The organism is Flavobacterium panici (assembly GCF_903819335.1).
GTDB lineage: Bacteria > Bacteroidota > Bacteroidia > Flavobacteriales > Flavobacteriaceae > Flavobacterium > Flavobacterium panici.
In genome coordinates, this window is sequence record NZ_CAIJDE010000048.1 from 101,891 (window position 1) to 123,424 (window position 21,534).

The following is a 21,534-nucleotide window of genomic DNA, read 5'->3' on the forward strand; positions in this document are numbered from 1 at the left end:
TTTTATGTTAATGAGTATGAATCATTAAGTTAAATGTGTTTTTTTATCAATCTTAGAATTCTAAATTCACTCCAACAGAAGTCGTTCTTGGCACAGGATAACGTCCTAAATCAATTCCGCTTAAGGTTATGTTTTGGTCTAAATTTCCAAGAGCTGGGTCAAAGCCAGTATATTTTGTAAACGTGTATAAATTTTGAACGTTTACATACAATCTTACTTTAGAGATAAAAGAGTTATCGAATATTTTATTTGGTAAATCGTAGCTCAACGAAACATTCTGAATTCTTAAATAAGAACCATCTTCAACAAATCGGTTCGAAATTCTTCCGTTACCATTTGGGTCATTAAGCGTAATCCTTGGTACATCTGTATTTTCGTTTACGCCAGGTTCAAAAGCGCGCATGGCCTGAGTGCTGACATTTCCGAATCTATCTCCAAATCCCGGATAAATTCCATCAGTATAATGACGTGTAAAGTTGTAAATCTGGTTGCCTTGGCTTCCGGTTAAAACCACAGATAAACTAAGGTTTTTGTATTTAAAGTTATTGGTAAATGCATAAGTAAAATCAGGAATTGCACTTCCTATTGGTGCCTGATCTTTACTGTCAATTTTTCCATCGCCGTTAAGATCCTTAAAACGAATATCTCCAATTCCGGTTCCAGTTTCCTGAGTTGGCCCTGCAGCTAATTCTGCAGCATTTTTAAACAAACCATCCGTTACATATCCGTAAAATTGTCCAACAGGTTCACCTTCTGTCGTTCTGGTAACGGTATATAAATCAAATTGTACTTTTCCTAATAAAGATTTTCCTTCGCCTTGAAAACTTGTCAGTTCGTTATTGTATTTTGAAAAAATAATTGTAGTATCCCAGTTAAAATTTTCAGTCGAAATATTTCTGGTATTCAGCGTAAGCTCGATTCCTTTTGTTACAATTTCACCCGTATTTAGGTAATAATTAAGGGCACTTTGATTGGATTCATCGTTAATTTGTTTGGTTAAGAAATCAGATGAATTTTTAATATAATAATCAAAATCTAATTTTACTCTGTTGTTCAGCATCGCCAATTCAAAACCAGCATTGAAAGATTTAAGAGATTCCCATTTAATATCTGGGTTTCCTAAATTGTCAATTGTTGGCGAAACGCCTCCAAAAGGAGAGGAAAGCAATGATAAAATTGTTTGATACCTGTTTGCCGGAATATTTTGATTTCCTACCAAACCGTAACCTGCTCTAAATTTTAAATAATTGATACTGTTTGATAAAGGTTGAAAAAACTCTTCGTTACTAACTGTCCAACCTCCGGAAAAAGAAGGGAAATAACCCCATTTATTATTTGGGCCAAAGTTTGACGAAGCATCTGCTCTTAAAGAAGCTGAGAAAGAATATCTGTCTGAAAAGCTATAATTCAATCTTGAAATATAAGACGACATAGACCATCTTCCAGAACCATTTCCGTTCAATGCAGTATCAATATCACCAATGTTTAAGTTCGTAAAATCTTTGTTTAAAAACTCTCCGGTTCTGTAACCGCTGATGTATTCGTATCGGCTTTCCTGCGCTTCCTGACCTAATAAGAAAGTAAAATTATGTTTGTCGTTTATGGTTTTATTATACGTTAAATAATTTTTGATGTTCCAGTAATAACTTTGATCCTGTTGTTTGAATGATTTGTTTAAAAGTTCAGACACATTTCCTAAAGTATACTTTGGGGCAAAAGTGGCACTTTTTGAAAAGTTTAAATCGTATCCTAATTCGGTTCTAAAAACTAAACCTTTGATTAAAGTAAAATCTGCAAATAAATTACCGTTGATCTTAAATCTTTCTGTAGTCGAATTATTGTATTCAGACAAAGCAATTGGATTAGTTGCCTCATTTGCCGAAGATCCTAAACCTGTTGTTGGCCCAGCATAAGAACCATCCGGAGTTCTAACCGGTAATTCTGGAGATTGTCTTAAAGCGTTCATTACTAATCCGCCTCGGTCATCGTTTCGAACTACTTGTTGAGATGATTTGCTTACAGATAAGCTGTTACCAATTTTTAACCATGATTTTACATTAGAATCAACATTTAAACGCATTGATAATCTGTTGAAATCTGAATTTAAAACAATTCCTTCCTGATCAAAATAATTCAAAGAAGTATAAAAACGTGTTCCTTCTTTTTCTCCCGAAAATGACAACTGGTGATTGTACATTGTAGCCGTTCTAAAAAGTTCGTCCTGCCAGTTTGTTCCGTTTCCTAATAAATCTGGTTTTTGATATTGATAGGGAACAGGCTCACCGTTTAATGAGTAAATTTTTGCCTGATATTTAGCATACTGAGGTAAGTTTAAAACATCAACGGTATTAGTTATTTCCTGAGTTCCTAAATAGGTTTCGTAGGCAAATTTTGATTTTCCTTTTTTTCCTTTTTTAGTTGTAATCAAAACCACACCGTTTGCACCATTTGCACCATAAATTGCCGTTGCAGATGCATCTTTTAAGATGTCAATAGTTTCAATATCTGAAATATTCAAACCAGACAAAGCCGAGTTTTTAGTTTGTCCGTTTCCTCCGCCCAATGCGCTGAATGAAAAAGTTTCGTTGTTTTTATCTGCAAAAACCGGAGTTCCGTCAATAACATACAGAGGTTCATTTCCGTTGATAGAAGTAATTCCTCTAATCTGCACCGAAATTCCTCCTCCGGGAGTTCCTGAATTTTGAGTAACGTTTACACCCGCAGCTTTACCCACAAGCGCCTGATCGATAGAGACAAAAGGCTTGTCCTGAATTTCCGAAGCTTTGATAGAAGAAACGGCTCCATTAATATCTTTTCTTTTGGAAGTTCCGTACCCAATTACGACTACTTCATTTAATTTCTCCAGATCGTTTACCATTATGATCTGCATAATTGCTTTTGTATCTGCCGGAATTGACAAATTTTTATATCCTACATAACTAAAAAGCAGCAACGCTTTTGGTTCTACATTGTTTAAAACGAAGCTTCCGTCAAAATCGGTAACCGTTCCGTTTTTTGTTCCTTGTACTATTACACTAACACCCGGAAGGTTGGCTCCGCCAGATGTTACTTTACCTTTAACAGTTTGTGCGTAGAAAAAATTTCCCCACATACATACTATTAAGCACAATAGTTTTTTTAATGTTCTTTTCTGCATAAAATTTGGTTGTTAGTTTAATTGAAATAATTAGTTAATCGTTAAGTTTTTGAAAAACATTTAAAATTTTGATCTTCTGCCGGTTGATTGTTTTGAGTTTTGGTAAGAAGATTTTTTTCTTAAATATTTCTTAACGAAAGTAAATTGTAGAGGTGTTGTATTGTAGAACAGATGTTGCATATTGTGCAACAAATGATGCAAAAAAAGTGTCCGAACCCTTATTATAAGCCAAATAAGCGCATTTGGCAGAAAAACAAGTGCTGAGGTATTGCTAAAATTTTCACTTAAAAAATATTGTTTGTTTAAAAAAGAACAGGAATATTTTTGATATGTTAATTTTTATTGGAAGTCAAAAGTCTTCATTTTTGAAAAAATTGACTGACAAAAAAAAGAGCTTCAGTTTTAAACTGAAGCTCTTTAGTAATTAATTATTACCTGTTGGGTGTAATTCATATATGTTTTTATTCAACACATAGAGACATAGATTTTTTACTAAGAAAGAGCTTAAAAAGAAACTCGTTTCTAAAACATAGTCCCGATAGCTATCGGCATTTAAACAAGTGAAACGCCTTTTTTAAGCATTCTAAATCTATGTTCCTATGTGTTTAAATATTATGTTTGTATAGTTTATTCTTTTGTCTTTTTTTCCTGATTGGGTAAATGACCGTATTTAACTTTATAACATTTGGCAAAATAGGAGGGAGAAGTAAACCCAACTTTATAGCTTATTTCATTAATATTATTGTTGCCTTGTTCGATGAGCTGTTTTGCTTTTTCCAATCGTACATTTCGAATAAATTCGTTAACCGAAACGCCGGTTAAAGTTTTTATTTTTCGATACAGCTGACTTCTGCTTAAGTAAATTTTAGAAGATAAAAGTTCTACCGTCAATTCTGGTTCACTGATATTTTCGTTAATAAAGTGCAGGATTTTTTGAATGAAATCATTATCCAGCGATGTTGTTTTATCTTTTCCTTGTTTGGTGATGCCGCTGTAAAATTTCTTAAACATGATTTGTCTGCTTGTAATAAGCTGCGCCAGACTTGATTTTAAAATATCCAGTTCAAATGGTTTGCTCAAATACATATCTGCACCAGAATCAATTCCTTCTAATCGATCTTTTACCATTGCTTTTGCCGACAGCATTAGTAACGGAATGTGGCTTGTTTTTAAATCTCCTTTTATGTTTTTACACAACTGCAGCCCGTCCATAACCGGCATAATAACATCTGTAATAATTAAATCCGGTAATTTCTGCACCGCAAGCTCGTAGCCTTTTTTACCATTTTCGGCAGTAATAACTTTATATGATTTGCTTAGTTCTTCTTTTAGATAATTTCGCAATTCAGGATTATCTTCGACAATCAAAACCGTATATGATTTTGTTGTTTCTTCTGCAGCATTATCAATGATTTCAGTTGTAAAATCGTCTTCATCTGTTTGATTATTAACAGGCTCAAATAAAAACTGATTTTTATTCTTTTCTATTTTAAAAACCTCGTTAACGATTTCATTTTTCTTATAAAGAGAATTGCCTAAAGGAAATGTTACTTTAAATTTTGTGCCTTGGCCAACTTCACTTTCCACTTCAATTTTTCCTTTATGAAGTTCAATAAATTGTTTTACAACTTCTAAACCAATTCCGGTGCTGCCATAATAATCTTTATTGACATTATTAACCTGGTAAAAACGATCAAAAATTCTGTTTAAATCTTTTTTGCGAATTCCAGATCCTGTGTCTGTAATAGTTATAGAGAATGAAGGCACTTTTTCTCCATAAATGATCAAGGCATTTTCCGTTTCAGAAGTATTTATAATAATAGTTATGGAACCATTATCGGGCGTAAATTTGAATGCGTTTGAAATAATATTAAAGAGTATTTTTTCCAGCATTTTAGGATCGAGCCAGTCTTCGAGTTCATCTTGTGATGATTCAAAATTAACTTTAATGTTTCGGGCAGCGGCTTCTTCATCAAAATAGCCAATAATTCCTTCGGTAAAAGCTACGACTTCAATTTTCTTCGCCTGAAGCGAAATTTTATTGAACTCTAATTTATTAAAATCCATAAGCTCATTAATCAGTCTGGAAAGCCTGTCAGAGCTTTTGTGAACGATTTTTAATTTATTATGTATTTCGGGAGATATTTTTTTACTTTTTAAAATATCTTCCAGCGGATTAATAATCAGCGTTAAAGGCGTTCTGAATTCATGCGAGATATTGGTAAAGAACTGTAATTTTTTATTGTTCAATTTTTCTAACTGAATTGTTTTTTCCTTTTCTAAAATGATTGCCTGTTTTGCTTTAAAGCGATTTTGATAAATCTTATTAAGATATATAATCAGGAAAATTAAAATAGAGGCATAAATTAAATAAGCCCAGATTGTTTTCCACCACGGCGGCAGGATTTTTATTTTTAGTTCTAATTGGTTATTACTCCACGAACCATCTGCATTGGCGGATTTTACTTTAAAAGTATAATTGCCCGGTGCAAGGTTTGTATAGGTTGCCGTTCTGTTATTTCCGGCATAATTCCAGTCTTTTTCAAAACCTTCCAGATAATAAGCGTATTGATTTTTTTTAGAATAATTGTAGTTAATGCCCACGTATTCAATCGTAAAAACCGATTGTGTGTAGTTAAGCGTAATTTCTTTAGTCTGCGAAATTACTTTGGTCAACGGCGAAGCTTCTTCATTTGGTTTTACAGATCGGTTGAATAATTTAAAATCACTGAAATACAATCTTGGCGCTTTTTCGGCCTTTTTAATTTCGTTAGGATTGAAATAATTCACACCTTCATAACCGCCAAAATACAACTCTCCATTTCCATCTTTAAAAACGGCGTTATTATTAAAATCGTTGTCAATAAGACCATCATCTTTATTGAAATTGGTGCTTTTTTTATTTTTAAAATCAAGTTTTGTTAAGCCAGATCCGCCGCTTACCCATAAAGAACCGTTATTGTCTGAAATTATCGCACGAACAGATTTCTCTTTAAAACCCGGAAAATCATCATAATTAGAAAATGTCTTATTTTTTTTATTGTAACTAAACAATCCCTGACCGTCAGTTCCTAACCAAATTGTTTTATCGTTAGATTCATAAATGGATAAAATAGTCTGAATACTGTTATGCTTATTAATGCCGCTGAACATGGCGTCACGCATTTTTGTGACTTTAAAATTCGATTCGTCTTTTAAATTTACCTGATACAATCCTAAAATTGTTCCAACCCAAAGCACATTATCTGAATCAACAAAAACTTTACGAATAAAAGCATTGTCTAAAGCATTTTCGGCAAATGGTTTAGAATCGCAATGTACAAATGTGCTGGTTTTATTGTCAAAATAATGCAGTCCTTTTATAAAAGTTCCAATCCAGATTCGGCCTTTTGAATCTTCCGAAAAGCTGAAAATTCGATTGGATGTTAATCCAGATGTATTGGCTGTATTGTAATTGATGAATCTGGTTGTTCCATTTTTTAAAAAATAGATACCGCGATCCCAGCTTCCAATCCAGATATTTTGTTTGCTGTCTATAAATATCGTTTGAATATCAATCGCATCTAAACCAGAGTAATAGCTTTGATTATTTTGATTAACGTGAATATAACTTTTATCCGTAAGATTATAAATGTCAAGTCCGCCGCCTTCATTGCTTATTAATAAATTTCCTTTTTTATCTTTTATAACCGAAGTTACAAAGCTGGTCTGTAAAGAATTATCATTATTGACAAGTGATTCAAGCGAATTAAATTTATTATTCGGTTTATCAAAAACACCAAGTCCTTTATTGAAATATCCTAACCAAAGGCGTTTTTCTTTGTCTTCGTATAACGACCAGACAGAATTAGATTGTAAACTAAAACTATTGTATTTACTATGCAGGTATTTTTTAAGCACTTGCCCTTTATAATTTACAACCAGTAATCCGTCATTTTCAGTACCGCAAACAATGTAATCCAGACTGCTTTTTACAATCGATAAGATTTTGTTTTTGGTAATGGCGTACTTTTCAAATTGATAATTATCGGTTTCAGGTTTAATTTTTATAAGGCCGTTTTCTGTTGTTCCCAGCCAGATATATCCAAATTGGTCTACAACAAGACTTTCTATATCGTCCAGTAAAGGTTCTCTTTTAAATTTATCTTTGTAAACCTGTTTTACTTTTCCGTTTAAATCAATTTCTAAAAGGCCGTAACTGGTTCCTAAATAAATAATACCCTGCTTATTTTTTACCGAAGATTTTATTAGAAAATTAGGTTTTTCCAAAACTTTTGACTGAACTAAAGTTACTTTTAAAGTCTTGGTATCCAATTTAAATAATCCGAAACCATACGCGCCTAAGAATAAATTGCCGTTGTTGTCTTCAATAATTGTTTTTACGGTAATAGGTTCGCTGTATCCTTTTCGTATTACATCTTCAATATTGATTTTGGTAAAATTATCTAAATCTCTGTTGTACAAACACAAACCTTCATCAGTTCCTACCCAAAGGTTATTTTTAGAATCAATAAAAGTGGTATAAATAAAGTTACTGTTTACAGAGCTGGGTTTTTTATCATATTTATATCCAAAATAATTTACGCCGTCATATCGGTACAAACCAGCGCCGTTTGTGCCAATCCAGATAAAACCGTTGTTATCCTGAATGATAGAAGAAACAGCTCTTTTTGAAGTAGTTTCCTGTATGCTTCTAAATTGATAGCTGTCAAATTTGCCTTGTGAAAACAGGCAGTTTGTAAGCAAAAAGAAGCATACAAGAATATATTGGATATTTTTCATTTGCATTTTTAATGTGGTTATTGGTCAATTTTAATTGAAAATAAAATTTGCAATTGATTTTATTTTAAGCATATACGAAACAATATTAATAAAACTAAATTGAACCTTTACTTTTTTATAGAAATTTAGCCTGTCACCAAAAAAACCTGAGCCGATTAATAACCTTAAAAAGGTATTATCGTACTCAGGTTATTAGGTTGTTTGCTTAAGAATAAATCCAGATGCTTCGGACAATGGCATTGGCTTAAGCTTTTAAAAAATAAAATTATTGTTAATTAAATCCGTTTTTATCTGCGTCTTTACGAAGTAAATCTGTTTTATCCGCGTCAAAATTAGACGCTGATTTTACTGATTCGCTAAAGCGAAAACGCTGATAAAAACAGATTTTTCTAATTATTTTAGTTCAAATTTAGTCGTAAGTCCTTCATTTGAATTCCAGCCCACCATAACATTAAACAAGCCCGGTTCTACTAAAAACTTGCCATCGTTGTCATAAAAACCAAGTTCCTTATCGGTTAAGGTAAAATGAATTGTTTTGGTTTCTCCTTTTTTTAATTCGATAAGTTCAAAACCTTTTAATTCTTTTACAGGCCTAACAATACTGGCAACAGGATCATTTATATATAATTGAACAACTTCTTTTCCGTCAAAATTTCCGGTATTGGTAACATCAACAGAAACTTCAATTTTTTCTCCTTTTTGGAAAGAAGGTTTTGCAATTTTTAAATTTTTATAAGCGAAAGAAGTATAGCTTAATCCATAACCAAAAGGATATAAAGGTGTTTTCTCCACATCTGAATAATGCGACCAAAAAACATTTTGATCTTTATCTGTAGGTCTTCCGGTATTGTATAAATTATAATAAATAGGGCATTGGCCAACATTTCTTGGGAAAGACATTGGCAGTTTTCCGCTTGGATTATAATCTCCGTATAAAACCTGTGCAACAGCATTTCCGGTTTGTGTTCCTAAATGCCACGCTTCGACAATTGCTGGAATATGCTCTGCAGCCCACGGAATACTTAACGGACGTCCGTTATTTAAAACCAAAACGATATTAGGATTTACTTTGTAAACTTCCTCTAACAATTGCTGTTGATTTCCAGGTAAACCTAATTCAGTTCTGCTTCGTCCTTCACCACTTTGAAAACCAATTTCACCTAAAACGATTACGACAACATCGGCATTTTTTGCAGCTGTTTTTGCCGCTTCAAATCCAGAAAAATCAGTCGTATTCAATTTTACTTCGTCTAAAAAGGATTGCTTATTTACAGCGACATCTGTTCCTTTTTCATACACTAACGAGTTGTCTTTATATTGCTGCATTCCTTCTAAAACAGAAACGGCTGTATTATCATCAGCAGCAATTCTCCAGCTTCCCAGCGGACTATTTTTATCATTTGCCAAAGCGCCGATTAAAGCGATTTTAGCGCCTGATTTTTTCAGAGGCAAAAGATTTTTATCATTCTTCAATAAAACAATTGATTTTTTTGCCATGTCCAAAACGCCGTCATTATTAGATTTGCTGCCAATGTTTGCTTTTTCACGGTCTTCATCACAATATTTATACGGATTGTCAAACAAACCTAATTCAAATTTTACACGAAGAATTCTGCGTACGGCATCGTCAATTACACTTTCTTTAACCAATCCGTTTTTTACTAGTTTAGCCAATTCCGTCACATAAACATTAGATTCCATATCCATATCAGAACCTGCAATGGCTGCTTTTTTAGCAGCATCGGCGGCATTAGCAGCGTAACCGTGTGTAATCATTTCGCCTATAGAAGCCCAGTCAGAAACAACAAAACCTTTAAATCCCCAGGCACCTTTTAAAATATCTCTTTGTAAAAAAACATTTCCCGTTGCAGGAACTCCATTTAGCGTATTAAAGGAATTCATAAAAGTGCGGATTCCCGCATCAACAGTTGCCTTAAAAGGCGGTAACACCGTATTATAAAGCTTTGAATTACTCATATCAACGCTGTTGTATTCTCGTCCGGCTTCTACAAAACCATACGCGGCAAAATGCTTGGCGCAAGCTATAATGGAGTTATTATCGAATTTTTCGCCCTGAAAACCTTTTACTCTTGCCGTTGCAATTTTACTTCCTAAATATGGATCTTCGCCAGCGCCTTCCATAACGCGTCCCCAGCGTGCATCATTGGCAACATCTACATTTGGCGCAAAAGTCCAGTTTAATCCAGATGCCGAAGCTTCAAGCGCAGCCACACGAGCCGAATTTTTAATGGCTTCTAAATCCCAGCTTGCAGATTCTGCGAGCGGAATAGGGCTTAGGGTTTTATAACCATGAATTACATCAAAACCAAATAGTAACGGAATCCCAAGACGGGTTTCTTCAACGGCAATTTTTTGTACGGCTCGAACTTCCTTAACGCCTCGAACGGTTAACATAGAACCAACCCATCCTTTTTTTATATTGTTGTATTTTTCTTCATTAGATCCAGATTCCGGTTTTGGTCCGGTAACATCCCATGAACCGTTGTATTGGTTCATTTGTCCAACTTTTTCTTCTAATGTCATTTCTTTCATCAAAAGTGTAATGCGGTCTTCAATAGGTTTATTAGCATCCATATGTTTTTTGGTTTGAGCATAACTGTTTCCATAAACGATCAGCACTAAAAATGCATATCTTTTAATTTGTTTTTTCATCATTGTGTTTTTGGTTTTATACTAGATAGTTTGAATACAAGGTTGTAAATGTAGTTTTTGCAGTATTAATTAGAATAATAGATTTGAAGCATTATATGATAGAAATGATGTATTTGTATTCTTTTCTGATCAAATAAGCAGTAAAGAGAGCTGTATCAATAACAGATTCTAAAAGTATCACGAGCCATTCTTCGATTAAATATCGGTGTCCCATATTGTCAAGACATTAGGCTATATATCCATTTTTTCAGATTTTTTATTTCTTGAAATTTGCCAGCGTTACCACCAATACATTATACGATACTGTTATGAAGACCAGATCGAGAAGAATATTTATAAAACAAACAGGGCTTGCGCTGGGTGCAGTAATGCTGCCTTTGAGTTTGGTTTCGTTTAAAAAACAATATACTATGAAGGATGTTTCTTTTTTTGATGTTATTATTATCGGGGGAAGTTATGCCGGACTATCTGCAGGGATGGCTTTAGGCAGGGCGCTCAAAAAGGTTTTAATTATTGACAGCGGTTATCCCTGTAATATACAGACGCCGCATTCACATAATTTCCTGACTCAGGATGGTAAAGCGCCAAAAGAGATTGCAACTCTTGGTAAAGATGAAGTCTTAAAATACGAAACTGTGCAGTTTCATGAGGGAGAGGCTGTGATGGCCAGCAAGGTGAGCGGCGGATTTGAAGTCTGTATGCTCTCAGGAATTATATTTAAAGCCAAGAAGCTTATTTTTGCCAGCGGGATTAGGGATATTCAGCCTCAATTGAATGGTTTTTCAGCCTGTTGGGGTAAATCTATAATTCATTGCCCTTTCTGTCATGGATACGAGGTTAAAAACAGACCCACAGGAATTCTTGGAAATGGGGATGCGGGATTTGAATTCGCCAAAATGATTTCGAACTGGACACAGGATCTGATTTTGTTTACCAATGGTCCTTCTACGCTTACACCAATTCAGATGCAAAAATTACAATCATATAATATTAGCATTATTGAAAAGCCAATTGCTTATTTTGAACATAAAGAAGGCTATCTGGAACATATTGTGTTTTCGGATTTAACAGACTATCCTTTGAAAGTTTTATATGCCAAGCTGCCTTTTGTACAGAAAAGTGTACTGCCTTTAGCTCTTGGCTGTGATTTCACGGCTCAGGGACTTATAAAAGTTAATGAATTTCAGAAAACGTCTGTATATGGTATATCTGCATGCGGTGACAGTGCAAATCCGCTTCGATCTGTTTCCAATGCTGTTGCGTCTGGCACGGTAGCAGGAGCTATGATCAATAAAGAACTTACAGATGATACTTTTTAATTAATATCGACTACGATTATGCCAAGTAAAGGTCAGAAACTTGAGAATCCTCACACGGGTGATACTTACGAATTTTTAGAAACGGCTGCCGATACCAATGGGAATTATATCAAGGTGATGGTTACTTTGAAATCAAAGGGAGTCAGGATGCCAGATCATATCCATACCGTGCAGGATGAGTTTTTTGAGGTACTGTCCGGTAAATTGACAGTTATAGACAGGAGAGAGAAAATAATTATTTATCCGGGTGGAGAACGTTTTTTTCCAAAAGACCGTCCGCACAATCATTATAACAATCATCTGGGCAAAGTGATTTTTATCCAGACTGTTTCTCCGGCGCTGGACTTTGATTATTTGCTGGAAACCCTGCACGGGCTCAGCTGTGATGGTAAAATTAGAAAAGGAAAAATTGGTTTTTTGCAGCAGATGGTACTGCTGAAGTACATAGAAAGTAAAAGGGTGCTGGCCGATGTTCCCCTGGGACTTCAGAACGCTCTGGTGAATGCGCTTGCACCCCTTGGGCGTATTTTAGGGTATAGAGCGGTCTATAAAAAGTATTCCGGAATAGAGAAATAAAACCGGCGCCTTTACTTATTGCTGCTTCCTGAAATCAGAAGGTTTCAGGTTAGTGGCATTTTTAAAAAATCGGCTGAAATGCCCTGCATCGCGAAAACCCAGTTCATAAGCTATTTCTTTAATAGAAAGCGTTGTATAGGTAAAAAGCCGTTTGGCTTCCATTATGATTCGGTCCTGAATAATGACTGACGGGGAGCTGTAATTAAATCCATTAAAATTCGGGTAAGCGTTTTGGGTGTTTTGTGAAGCTGACCTGCATAATAACGTACCTGATGCTGGTTTTTAAATTCCTTATCGACCAGAATATTAAACTGTCTTATAAGATCAAATTTTTCTTCCTCATAAATTTTCCCTGCCAGATACTGTTCTTTGGCCAGCCGTGTAGTTAAAATGATAAGTCTTTTGAGGAGCATCTGCAGCATATCGGTCTGAATGGTGTCGATGGTTTGAAATTCTTCAATAAAGAGCTGCTTTAATACATTGAATTTTTCCCGGCAGTCTTCTTTTAGACTTAAGAACTGATTTCCTCTAAAACCAAAAAACAGCACACCAAAACAGCTGATTTCAAAATTGCTGTCCACATTGCAGTAAAAATCTCTTGAATACTGCCAGGCTGTGATCTGCTCCGGTTTTTCAAAACTGTAATCCTGAGCAGAAACCAACGGTATAATACTATAAGGAGGAAACTGATGAAGTTCCCCATTAATTACAATCTGCTGGGACTGTTCCCCATTAAGGGCAATGGTGAGCAATAAGTCTTCATTGAGTCCATTTTTATTGAAATAAGATGGCGTGGATTCCTGATGTGTAAAAATCAGTTTGGCTTTGGTTTTTGGACAATGGTGTATAAGCTGCATATATCAATGGATTATTGGTGCTGCGGCTGCAAAACTATTGATAATCTGTTCAAAAAAATGAAATTGGGAAAATTCGTCAAGTCTTTGAGAAATATGTCCCACTCTTTTTGCAGAATCCCTATTTAGATTTGCATGCATTAAAAGTTAAACCCTAAATTATTACTAATGAAAAAACTGCCATTTTCCTTTATCAGGACTTCTTTTTTTGTCCGGCCTGTGATGATAAAAATTCCATTGGGACCACCGCCCCTTGATGATCTGCTGCCGAAGTTTTTTGTAAACCCAAAAGGCCCTTAAAATTACAATGAAAAATTCAGAATTTATCTTTAAAAAATCTAAAAAAATACCTGTATGAAAACAACCTTTAAAATCTCTTTATTTTCTTTTCGTTTTTTAGTCGCAGCCTTTGTCAGTGTTTTGTTTGCTGTGGCCTGCAGCAGTGAACCTTCTGATGTCGAAACGGATCCAAAGGAAGAAGTTACAACCCCGGCCGAGCCAGTAAACAATCCAGCTGCTGATCCGCTGGCGTGCAGAAAGAAGCCAAGCCAGATTATCTACGGTCTTCATAAAATCGATGTGAAGTACAATGATAAGGATCAGGTGGTTGAATTTACAACCAATATGGTCAATGACAGAAAACTTTCTGATCCGCCGATTAAGACAGTTTATACTGTTAGCTATAATGCACAGGGCAAGCCCGAGAAAGTAAACAATTCAACTGCAGACAAGGCTGATGGCTATTATGTTTTGGAATACAATACTAAGGATCAGTTAAGCAAACAATCAGAGTATGATGCAGAGGGTAAACTGGTGTATTACACCAACGCGGAGTATGACGCCGCTGGTCTACTAAGCAAGATTACCACTTTTAAACAAGGCAATGATAATGGTATGCATTTGAGTAATATTTATGAATTCAATGATGGCAATCTGATTAAAAAGACAACCAAGAATTTGTTTGACAATGATTCCAAGGAATACTACAACGCAGATTACAAGTATACCTATGAGGATAAAGAAATGAAAGTAAAGCCAATTTTTGACGGCCCTTTAGGACTGCGTATTTTGGCCAATATTGCGCAGAGTCCTACGCTGCAGTACCAGTCTGTGGATTACATTGCACAGTATTTTCAGGTGCATGAAGCAAGTGCCAGCAAAAATATGCTTAAAAATATTGAAATTATTGCCCACCGTTACGGAACACGTGATACAATGAACATTGATTATTCTTACGAGTATGACGCCGATGGGTTTCCTACGTTTGAAAAAGCAGTATTAAAAAACATTACAAGACGGAAGTCCAATGGTTTGTTTGGTGCTGAGATCATTACCACAACACCTCATAACCAAACTGTGAAATTAAGTATTGAATACAAATGTAAGTAAGTAAACCATCTTCCAAGTAAAAGCTCCTGCTGTGTCAGGAGCTTTTTTTGTCTTTTTTTTATGGGTTTGGAAAGTTTTTTATGCTTTAAGGACTTTTCAAAGATTATTGTAAAATAGATAATTTACCTCTATCTTATATTTTAAATGTGTTTTACTTCGTTTTTCAAAAAAGTAATATTTTTTTAATGTTTTATTCTTTTCTTAAAATTTATAGCAAATCATTTTACATTTAATAATCATCTTACTTCTTACAAATACTTTTTTTAAATAAAACTTAGTATTGTGGCCATAAAATTTAATTAATATTTTTTTTACAGCTATTTTTTTTGATATTATCAATATAAATATTACACAACCGATTGTGTTGTGTTTGTTTTTTGTTATATTTGTTTCAAATACACTTATTGAATAAGTTGATATTTGACTTCATTTAAATCAATTTTAGGATTAACATTTTATCATAAATCGCTGAAGAGCGGTTATTAAAATTCGGGCACTATTTAAACTTATACAGCAAATTTAATTATAGTAATGAGTGTTAATCTTACAGTTACCTTATACTGGCTTTAGGTTTGTTAGTTGAAGCCGGGAGGCATTCTCCCGGCTTTTAATATTTTCTAATAAATAAAGAGTATATAAAATGATTAAAAGGAATATCTTTTTTTTGACAGCAGTACTATTTTTATGTTTTTTTGAAGGAACAGCTCAAAGCACGAATCTGAAAAAAACACAGGCTAAAAAAACCGCTGTTTTTTCTAATGTTAGTTATATTGGTGACGATCAGGTTTATAATGACAATCCATTAAAATCAGATGAATTTTATACACCAATTTTACAAGGCTGTTATCCTGATCCTGCCATTACAAAAAAAGGCGAAGATTATTATATGGTCTGTTCTTCATTCGCCATGTTTCCCGGTGTACCCATTTTTCATTCTAAAGATTTAGTAAACTGGACAGATTTGGGCGGTATTTTAAATAATGTTGCAGAGTTTAATCCGCATAATACCGGAATCAGCGAAGGCGTTTATGCTCCCGGAATTACTTATAATCCGCATAATGATACCTTCTATATGATTGTGACCGCATTTTCCGGCGGACTGGGAAATATTATTGTGAAGACAATAGATCCTGTGAAAGGCTGGGGAAGTCCTATAAAATTAGACTTTGGCGGTATCGATCCTTCCATCTTTTTTGATGATAACGGCAAAGGTTATATTGTTCATAATGATGCGCCGGATAAAGGAAAAGAATTGTATGAAGGACATCGTGTTATAAAAGTTTGGGAGTACGACCTTAATACAGATAAAGTAATTCCCGGAACCGATAAAATTATTGTAGACGGAGGAGTAGATCTTTCTAAAAAACCAATCTGGATTGAAGCGCCGCATTTATACAAAAAGAACGGAAAATATTATTTAATGTGTGCCGAAGGAGGAACAGGAGACAACCACAGCGAAGTTATTTTTATAAGTGATACTCCGAAAGGGCCTTTCAAACCGTCATCAAATAATCCGATACTTACGCAGCGTTATTTTCCAAATGACAGAACTAATAAAGTAGACTGGACGGGTCATGCTGATTTAATTCAAGGTCCGAATAATAAATATTATGGCGTTTTTTTAGGCATTCGCCCAAATAATCAAAACAGGGTAAATACAGGGAGAGAAACTTTTATACTGCCTGTAAACTGGTCGGGCGATTTTCCTGTTTTTGAAAACGGATTAATTCCAATGCAGCCAAAATTAAAAATGCCGACAGGAGTTACAAATAAAACAGGAAAAGATGGTTTTTTTCCTAACGGAAATTTCACGTTTACCGAAAACTTTACTTCAAAAAAATTAGATTACAGATGGATTGGATTAAGGGGGCCGCGCGAAAATTTTATTTTACAGACTAAAAAAGGCTTGGAAATAACGCCTTTTGAAGTAAACATTAAAGAAGTAAAACCCACTTCGACACTTTTTTACAGACAGCAGCACAACATATTTTCATTTACTGCCACGGTAGATTACAAACCAGAGTCAGAAAAGGATTTAGCCGGTATTGTTTGTCTTCAGAATGAGCGTTCTAATTATGTATTTGGAATCACAAAAAAAGGAAATGATACTTTTATTTTATTAGAAAGAACAGAAAAAGGACAATCAAAAATTATAGCAAGTGCTAAAATCAAAATAACAAATTCATTACGTCTGCAGGTAAAAGCCAAAGGAGACCGCTATGAATTTAGTTATGCTGCCAACGGCGTTGATTTTGAAAACTTAGGCGGAGCAGTTTCGGGAGATATTCTTTCAACCAATATCGCCGGAGGTTTTACCGGAGCATTGATCGGTTTATATGCTACGGCTGTCAATGATGCGCATCCGGAATAGTTGTTCATTTTTAAATCTTCAAACCAAAAACAAATTTGTAAATAATGAAATCAATAAGCAGGTTTTTAAAATTCGTAATTCTTTTTTTAATAGTCCAAAAAGGATATTCTCAAGATTCAGATTTTCATATTTATTTGAGTTTAGGACAATCCAATATGGAAGGTTACGCTAAAATTGAACCGCAGGATAAAGTTAATGTTAATCCGCGTTTTCAGGTTTTAGCTGCAGTCGACTGTCCTGAAATGGGACGTGAAATGGGAAAATGGTATACAGCAGTTCCGCCTTTGTGCAGATGTACAACCGGACTTACTCCAATAGACTATTTTGGAAGAACGATGATATCTAATCTTCCTGAGAAAATAAAAGTTGGCGTTATAAATGTTGCTGTTGGAGGCTGTAAAATAGAACTTTTTGATAAAGATAATTTTGAAACGTATGTTGCAGGTTCTCCGGATTGGCTAAAAAACATTGTAAAAGAATACGACGGAAATCCATATGCAAGATTAGTAGCAATGGCAAAAATTGCGCAGCAAAAAGGCGTTATAAAAGGTATTTTACTGCATCAGGGAGAATCGAATACAGGCGATACGCTTTGGCCTCAAAAAGTAAAAATTGTATACGATAATTTAATAAAAGACTTAAATCTCGATCCTAAAAAAGTGCCGTTACTTTCTGGAGAAACCGTAAATGAAGACCAGAACGGTAAATGCGGCAGTATGAATGCAATAATTGCAAAACTGCCTCAGGTTATACCAAATTCCTATGTTATTTCTTCAAAAGGATGTAAAGCTGAACCTGATTTTCTACACTTTAATGCCGATGGTTACAGAGAATTGGGCAGACGTTACGCTGAAAAAATGTTATCATTATCCGGTTATGCATTATCTAATGGAAAAGAGTCTTTTATAGTTCAGGCTCCACTTGGATTTGATGTGGCTGACCCAAATGCAAAACAAGGAAAAATCGAGACTGTAACTTACGAATCTAAAACGGTAGGCTCCGTTAGAAAAGCTACAATCTATACACCACCGGGATTCAATAAAAAGAAAAAATATCCTGTTTTATACCTTTTACACGGAATAGGAGGCGATGAAAAAGAATGGCTGAACGGAGGAAATCCGCAGGTTATATTAGATAATCTTTATGCGGCAGGAAAAATAGAACCTATGATTGTTGTGATGCCAAACGGTAGGGCAATGAAAGATGACAGCGCTACAGGAAATATAATGGACCCGGAAAAGGTAAAAGCTTTCAGCGTTTTTGAACAGGATCTTTTAAAGGATTTAATTCCATTTATTGAAAAAAAATATCCGGTTTTAAAAGACAGAGAACATCGTGCAATCGCTGGTTTATCTATGGGAGGCGGACAATCTTTGAATTTCGGATTAGGGAATTTAGATAAGTTTGCCTGGGTAGGAGCATTTTCGGCAGCGCCAAATACAAAGCTGCCACAAGAATTACTGCCTAACCCCGAAGAAGCAAAAAAGAAACTCAAACTGCTTTGGATTTCATGCGGCGATAAGGACTGGCTTATAGAAAACAGCTCACGTACACACGATTACTTATTCAAAAATAATGTGCCTCATATTTACTATATCGAACCGGGTGTGCATGATTTTAAAGTATGGAAAAATGGCTTATACATGTTTTCACAGTTTTTATTTAAACCAGTCGATCAGTCAAAATTTGCAGCATATACCATTTTAGGCAATCCTGCCCAGACTAATATCCGTAAAGCTGAATATCCTCAAATATTACCGGATAACAGGGTTATTTTTAAAATCAAAGCCCCGGAAGCCTCAAGATTACAAATTGATTTAGGCAAAAAATACGATATGGTAAGGGATTCAGAAGGATTTTGGACTGTAACAACTAATGTCATAAATCCGGGATTTAATTACTATTCGTTACTTATTGATGGTGTCGCTGTGGCTGATCCGGCAAGTCAATCATTTTATGGTATGGGACGTATGGCAAGCGGTATTGAAATTCCCAATAAAGAAGGGGATTTTTATACCTTAAAAAATGTTCTGCATGGAGAGGTAAGAATCAAACAGTACTTTTCAAAAGTAACCAATTCGTGGCGTGAGATGTATGTTTACACACCGCCCGGTTATGAAAATGCCAGCGAAAAATATCCGGTTTTATATTTATTGCACGGAGGAGGTGAAGATCAGACAGGATGGGCTTCTCAAGGTAAAGCGAATTTAATTTTAGACAATTTAATAGCCGAAAATAAAGCAAAACCAATGCTGATTGTAATGCTTGACGGAAATGTAGCAGGAAGTGCAGGCTTCAATGAAAATGCACTTAAAGCTTTTGAAAATGAATTAAAAACAGAGGCAATACCTTTTGTAGAAAGTAATTTTAAAGCAGCAAAAGATCCTAAAAACAGAGCGCTGGCCGGTTTATCGATGGGAGGATTGCAGACACTTTATGCAGGGATTAAAAATTCAGATATGTTTTCCAGTATTGGTGTGTTTAGTTCAGGATGGTGGGCCAATAATACAGCTTTATCAGAACCTCAATATGAATTTATGAAAAACAATGCAGCAACAATTAATTCAAATATTAGAGAATTATGGATTTCAATGGGCGGTAAAGAAGATATCGCTTATGAAAATTGTAAAATAATGATGAAGAAATTCGACGAGATGGGAGTTAAATATAAATACAGTGAATATCCGGGCGGGCATACCTGGCCGGTATGGAGACACGATTTATTTCAGTTTGCCCCATTGTTATTCAATTGAAATCTTTTTTTAAGATAACCAGCGTCCGAAAGTAATAGGAAAGTGTAAAGGTTTTTAATTCAGTTAGAAAGAAGATGAAAAAATATTTAAGTGTCATATTACTGTTTTTTGGAATTTCATTAGCTGCACAAAAAGCACAGAACCCTGTAATTTTTGCAGATGTTCCTGATTTGTCCATCATTAGAATTGGCAGTGATTATTTTATGAGCAGTACGACGATGCACATGAGCCCGGGCGTTCCAATTATGAAATCAAAAGATTTAATTAACTGGAAAATAATAAATTATGCTTCTAATACTTTAGGAAATACAGACGAACTAAATCTGGATAATGACAAAAACAACTATGGTCGAGGCTCTTGGGCAAGTAATATTAGATTTCACAACAATACATTTTATGTAACCACTTTTGCCCAGACTACCGGAAAGACTTATATATACACGACAAAAGATATCGAAAAAGGACCTTGGAAAGAAATTAGTTTTAGTCCGGCATATCACGATCACAGTATTTTGTTTGATGATGATGCCAGCGTTTATATGGTCTATGGAAATGGTAAACTTTTTATCAAAGAACTAAAGTCAGATTTATCAGGAATAAAAGAAAACGGGTTAAATCAGGTTTTAATCGAAAATGCCAGCAGTCCGGCAGGAAATGCTATTATGCTTGGCGCAGAAGGTTCTCAATTGTATAAAATAAAAGGTAAATATTATCTATTTAATATTGTCTGGCCAAAAAACGGAATGCGCACAGTGCTTATTCACAGAGCCGATAAAATTACGGGACCATGGGAAGGGAAGATTGGCTTGCAGGATTTAGGAGTCGCACAAGGAGGTTTAATTGATACTCCAGACGGAAAATGGTTTTCGTACTTATTTAGAGACTACGGAGGCGTAGGACGTATTCCGTATTTTGTTCCGGTTAAATGGGAAGACGGCTGGCCAGTTTTGGGCGAAAATAATAAAGTGCCCCAATATTTAGATTTACCTGAAAGTAAAGGATTAATTCCGGGAATTGTGAATTCAGATGATTTTAATCGAAAAAAAGGAGACAACGATTTGCCCTTAGTCTGGCAATGGAACCACAATCCAGATAATTCATTTTGGTCAGTTAAAGAAAGAAAAGGTTATTTAAGATTAAAAACAGCTTCGATAACAAACACTTTTACCCAGGCTAAAAATACGCTCACACAAAGAACGTTTGGGCCAGAATGTTCAGGAATAACTCTGCTGGAAGTTTTTAAAATGAAAGAAGGTGATTTTGCAGGGCTTTCTTTACTTCAAAAAGATTTTGGTCTGGTTGGCATAAAAGCCGAAAATGGATCAAAAAGAATTGTCATGGTTGAAACCATAGATGGCATTTCAAAAGAAATTCAAAGCGTTCCCTTCACCGGAAATAAAATCTATTTTAAAGCAGCATGCAATTTTAAAGACAAAGCAGATTTGGGCCGGTTTTACTATAGTCTGGATGGAAAAGAATGGATTGGTATAGGAAACGTAATAAAACTGCCCTATACGCTTCCTCATTTTATGGGCTATCGATTTGGTCTTTTTAATTATGCAGAGAAAGATTTAGGAGGTTATGTTGATTTTGATTATTTCCATCTTGACAATAAAAATTAAATGATAAACGAAGAGTAAAATCTTTAATCAAAAAAAAA

11 protein-coding genes are annotated in these 21,534 nt (G+C 34.8%); 6 read left to right on the plus strand and 5 right to left on the minus strand.

What is annotated here, in order from left to right:
- Window positions 1-52: 52 nt before the first annotated feature.
- The 3 genes from FLAPXU55_RS15780 to bglX form a co-directional block, all read right to left on the minus strand.
- Window positions 53-3,157 carry a SusC/RagA family TonB-linked outer membrane protein gene (locus FLAPXU55_RS15780; protein ID WP_180859301.1) on the minus strand — a complete coding sequence of 1,035 codons (3,105 nt, stop codon included), beginning with the start codon at window positions 3,155-3,157 and terminating at the stop codon, window positions 53-55.
- A gap of 627 nt (window positions 3,158-3,784) precedes the next feature.
- Window positions 3,785-7,939 carry a hybrid sensor histidine kinase/response regulator transcription factor gene (locus FLAPXU55_RS15785; protein ID WP_180859303.1) on the minus strand — a complete coding sequence of 1,385 codons (4,155 nt, stop codon included), beginning with the start codon at window positions 7,937-7,939 and terminating at the stop codon, window positions 3,785-3,787.
- Between the two features lie 393 nt (window positions 7,940-8,332).
- The gene (gene bglX / locus FLAPXU55_RS15790) at window positions 8,333-10,612 is read right to left on the minus strand and encodes a beta-glucosidase BglX (RefSeq protein ID WP_180859332.1); all 2,280 of its coding nucleotides are present in this window, start codon (window positions 10,610-10,612) and stop codon (window positions 8,333-8,335) included.
- Between the two features lie 308 nt (window positions 10,613-10,920).
- Between bglX and FLAPXU55_RS15795 the strand changes: the two genes are divergently transcribed.
- The gene (locus FLAPXU55_RS15795) at window positions 10,921-11,931 is read left to right on the plus strand and encodes an NAD(P)/FAD-dependent oxidoreductase (protein ID WP_088636395.1); all 1,011 of its coding nucleotides are present in this window, start codon (window positions 10,921-10,923) and stop codon (window positions 11,929-11,931) included.
- An 18-nt stretch (window positions 11,932-11,949) separates the two neighbouring features.
- Window positions 11,950-12,507 carry a cupin domain-containing protein gene (locus FLAPXU55_RS15800; protein WP_053470721.1) on the plus strand — a complete coding sequence of 186 codons (558 nt, stop codon included), beginning with the start codon at window positions 11,950-11,952 and terminating at the stop codon, window positions 12,505-12,507.
- A 15-nt stretch (window positions 12,508-12,522) separates the two neighbouring features.
- On the opposite strand, the gene FLAPXU55_RS15805 is transcribed toward FLAPXU55_RS15800, so the two are convergent.
- Both FLAPXU55_RS15805 and FLAPXU55_RS15810 read right to left on the minus strand, forming a co-directional pair.
- Window positions 12,523-12,669 carry a helix-turn-helix domain-containing protein gene (locus tag FLAPXU55_RS15805; RefSeq protein ID WP_235992068.1) on the minus strand — a complete coding sequence of 49 codons (147 nt, stop codon included), beginning with the start codon at window positions 12,667-12,669 and terminating at the stop codon, window positions 12,523-12,525.
- On the minus strand, window positions 12,669-13,364 hold the full coding sequence (locus tag FLAPXU55_RS15810) for an AraC family transcriptional regulator (protein WP_180859305.1): 696 nt from the start codon (window positions 13,362-13,364) through the stop codon (window positions 12,669-12,671). The genes FLAPXU55_RS15805 and FLAPXU55_RS15810 overlap by 1 nt, the downstream gene beginning before the upstream one ends.
- A gap of 351 nt (window positions 13,365-13,715) precedes the next feature.
- Between FLAPXU55_RS15810 and FLAPXU55_RS15815 the strand changes: the two genes are divergently transcribed.
- The 4 genes from FLAPXU55_RS15815 (at window position 13,716) to FLAPXU55_RS15830 (ending at window position 21,496) form a co-directional block, all read left to right on the plus strand.
- Complete coding sequence (locus FLAPXU55_RS15815; RefSeq protein WP_180859307.1) at window positions 13,716-14,750, plus strand: hypothetical protein; 1,035 nt, start codon at window positions 13,716-13,718, stop codon at window positions 14,748-14,750.
- Window positions 14,751-15,390: 640 nt separating this feature from the next.
- On the plus strand, window positions 15,391-17,121 hold the full coding sequence (locus FLAPXU55_RS15820) for a glycoside hydrolase family 43 protein (RefSeq protein ID WP_180859309.1): 1,731 nt from the start codon (window positions 15,391-15,393) through the stop codon (window positions 17,119-17,121).
- Window positions 17,122-17,165: 44 nt separating this feature from the next.
- Window positions 17,166-19,874, plus strand: a complete 2,709-nt coding sequence (locus tag FLAPXU55_RS15825; RefSeq protein ID WP_180859311.1) for an alpha/beta hydrolase-fold protein — start codon at window positions 17,166-17,168, stop codon at window positions 19,872-19,874.
- A gap of 74 nt (window positions 19,875-19,948) precedes the next feature.
- Window positions 19,949-21,496, plus strand: a complete 1,548-nt coding sequence (locus tag FLAPXU55_RS15830; RefSeq protein WP_180859313.1) for a glycoside hydrolase family 43 protein — start codon at window positions 19,949-19,951, stop codon at window positions 21,494-21,496.
- The last annotated feature ends 38 nt before the right edge of the window (window positions 21,497-21,534 follow it).

What these genes read in the sequence shown, in the direction of transcription:
- FLAPXU55_RS15780 (WP_180859301.1), bottom strand. Translation starts at nt 3,157, where the DNA reads ATGCAGAAAAGAACATTAAAAAAACTATTGTGCTTAATAGTATGTATG.
- FLAPXU55_RS15785 (WP_180859303.1), bottom strand. Translation starts at nt 7,939, where the DNA reads ATGAAAAATATCCAATATATTCTTGTATGCTTCTTTTTGCTTACAAAC.
- bglX (WP_180859332.1), bottom strand. Translation starts at nt 10,612, where the DNA reads ATGAAAAAACAAATTAAAAGATATGCATTTTTAGTGCTGATCGTTTAT.
- FLAPXU55_RS15795 (WP_088636395.1), top strand. Translation starts at nt 10,921, where the DNA reads ATGAAGACCAGATCGAGAAGAATATTTATAAAACAAACAGGGCTTGCG.
- FLAPXU55_RS15800 (WP_053470721.1), top strand. Translation starts at nt 11,950, where the DNA reads ATGCCAAGTAAAGGTCAGAAACTTGAGAATCCTCACACGGGTGATACT.
- FLAPXU55_RS15805 (WP_235992068.1), bottom strand. Translation starts at nt 12,669, where the DNA reads ATGGAAGCCAAACGGCTTTTTACCTATACAACGCTTTCTATTAAAGAA.
- FLAPXU55_RS15810 (WP_180859305.1), bottom strand. Translation starts at nt 13,364, where the DNA reads ATGCAGCTTATACACCATTGTCCAAAAACCAAAGCCAAACTGATTTTT.
- FLAPXU55_RS15815 (WP_180859307.1), top strand. Translation starts at nt 13,716, where the DNA reads ATGAAAACAACCTTTAAAATCTCTTTATTTTCTTTTCGTTTTTTAGTC.
- FLAPXU55_RS15820 (WP_180859309.1), top strand. Translation starts at nt 15,391, where the DNA reads ATGATTAAAAGGAATATCTTTTTTTTGACAGCAGTACTATTTTTATGT.
- FLAPXU55_RS15825 (WP_180859311.1), top strand. Translation starts at nt 17,166, where the DNA reads ATGAAATCAATAAGCAGGTTTTTAAAATTCGTAATTCTTTTTTTAATA.
- FLAPXU55_RS15830 (WP_180859313.1), top strand. Translation starts at nt 19,949, where the DNA reads ATGAAAAAATATTTAAGTGTCATATTACTGTTTTTTGGAATTTCATTA.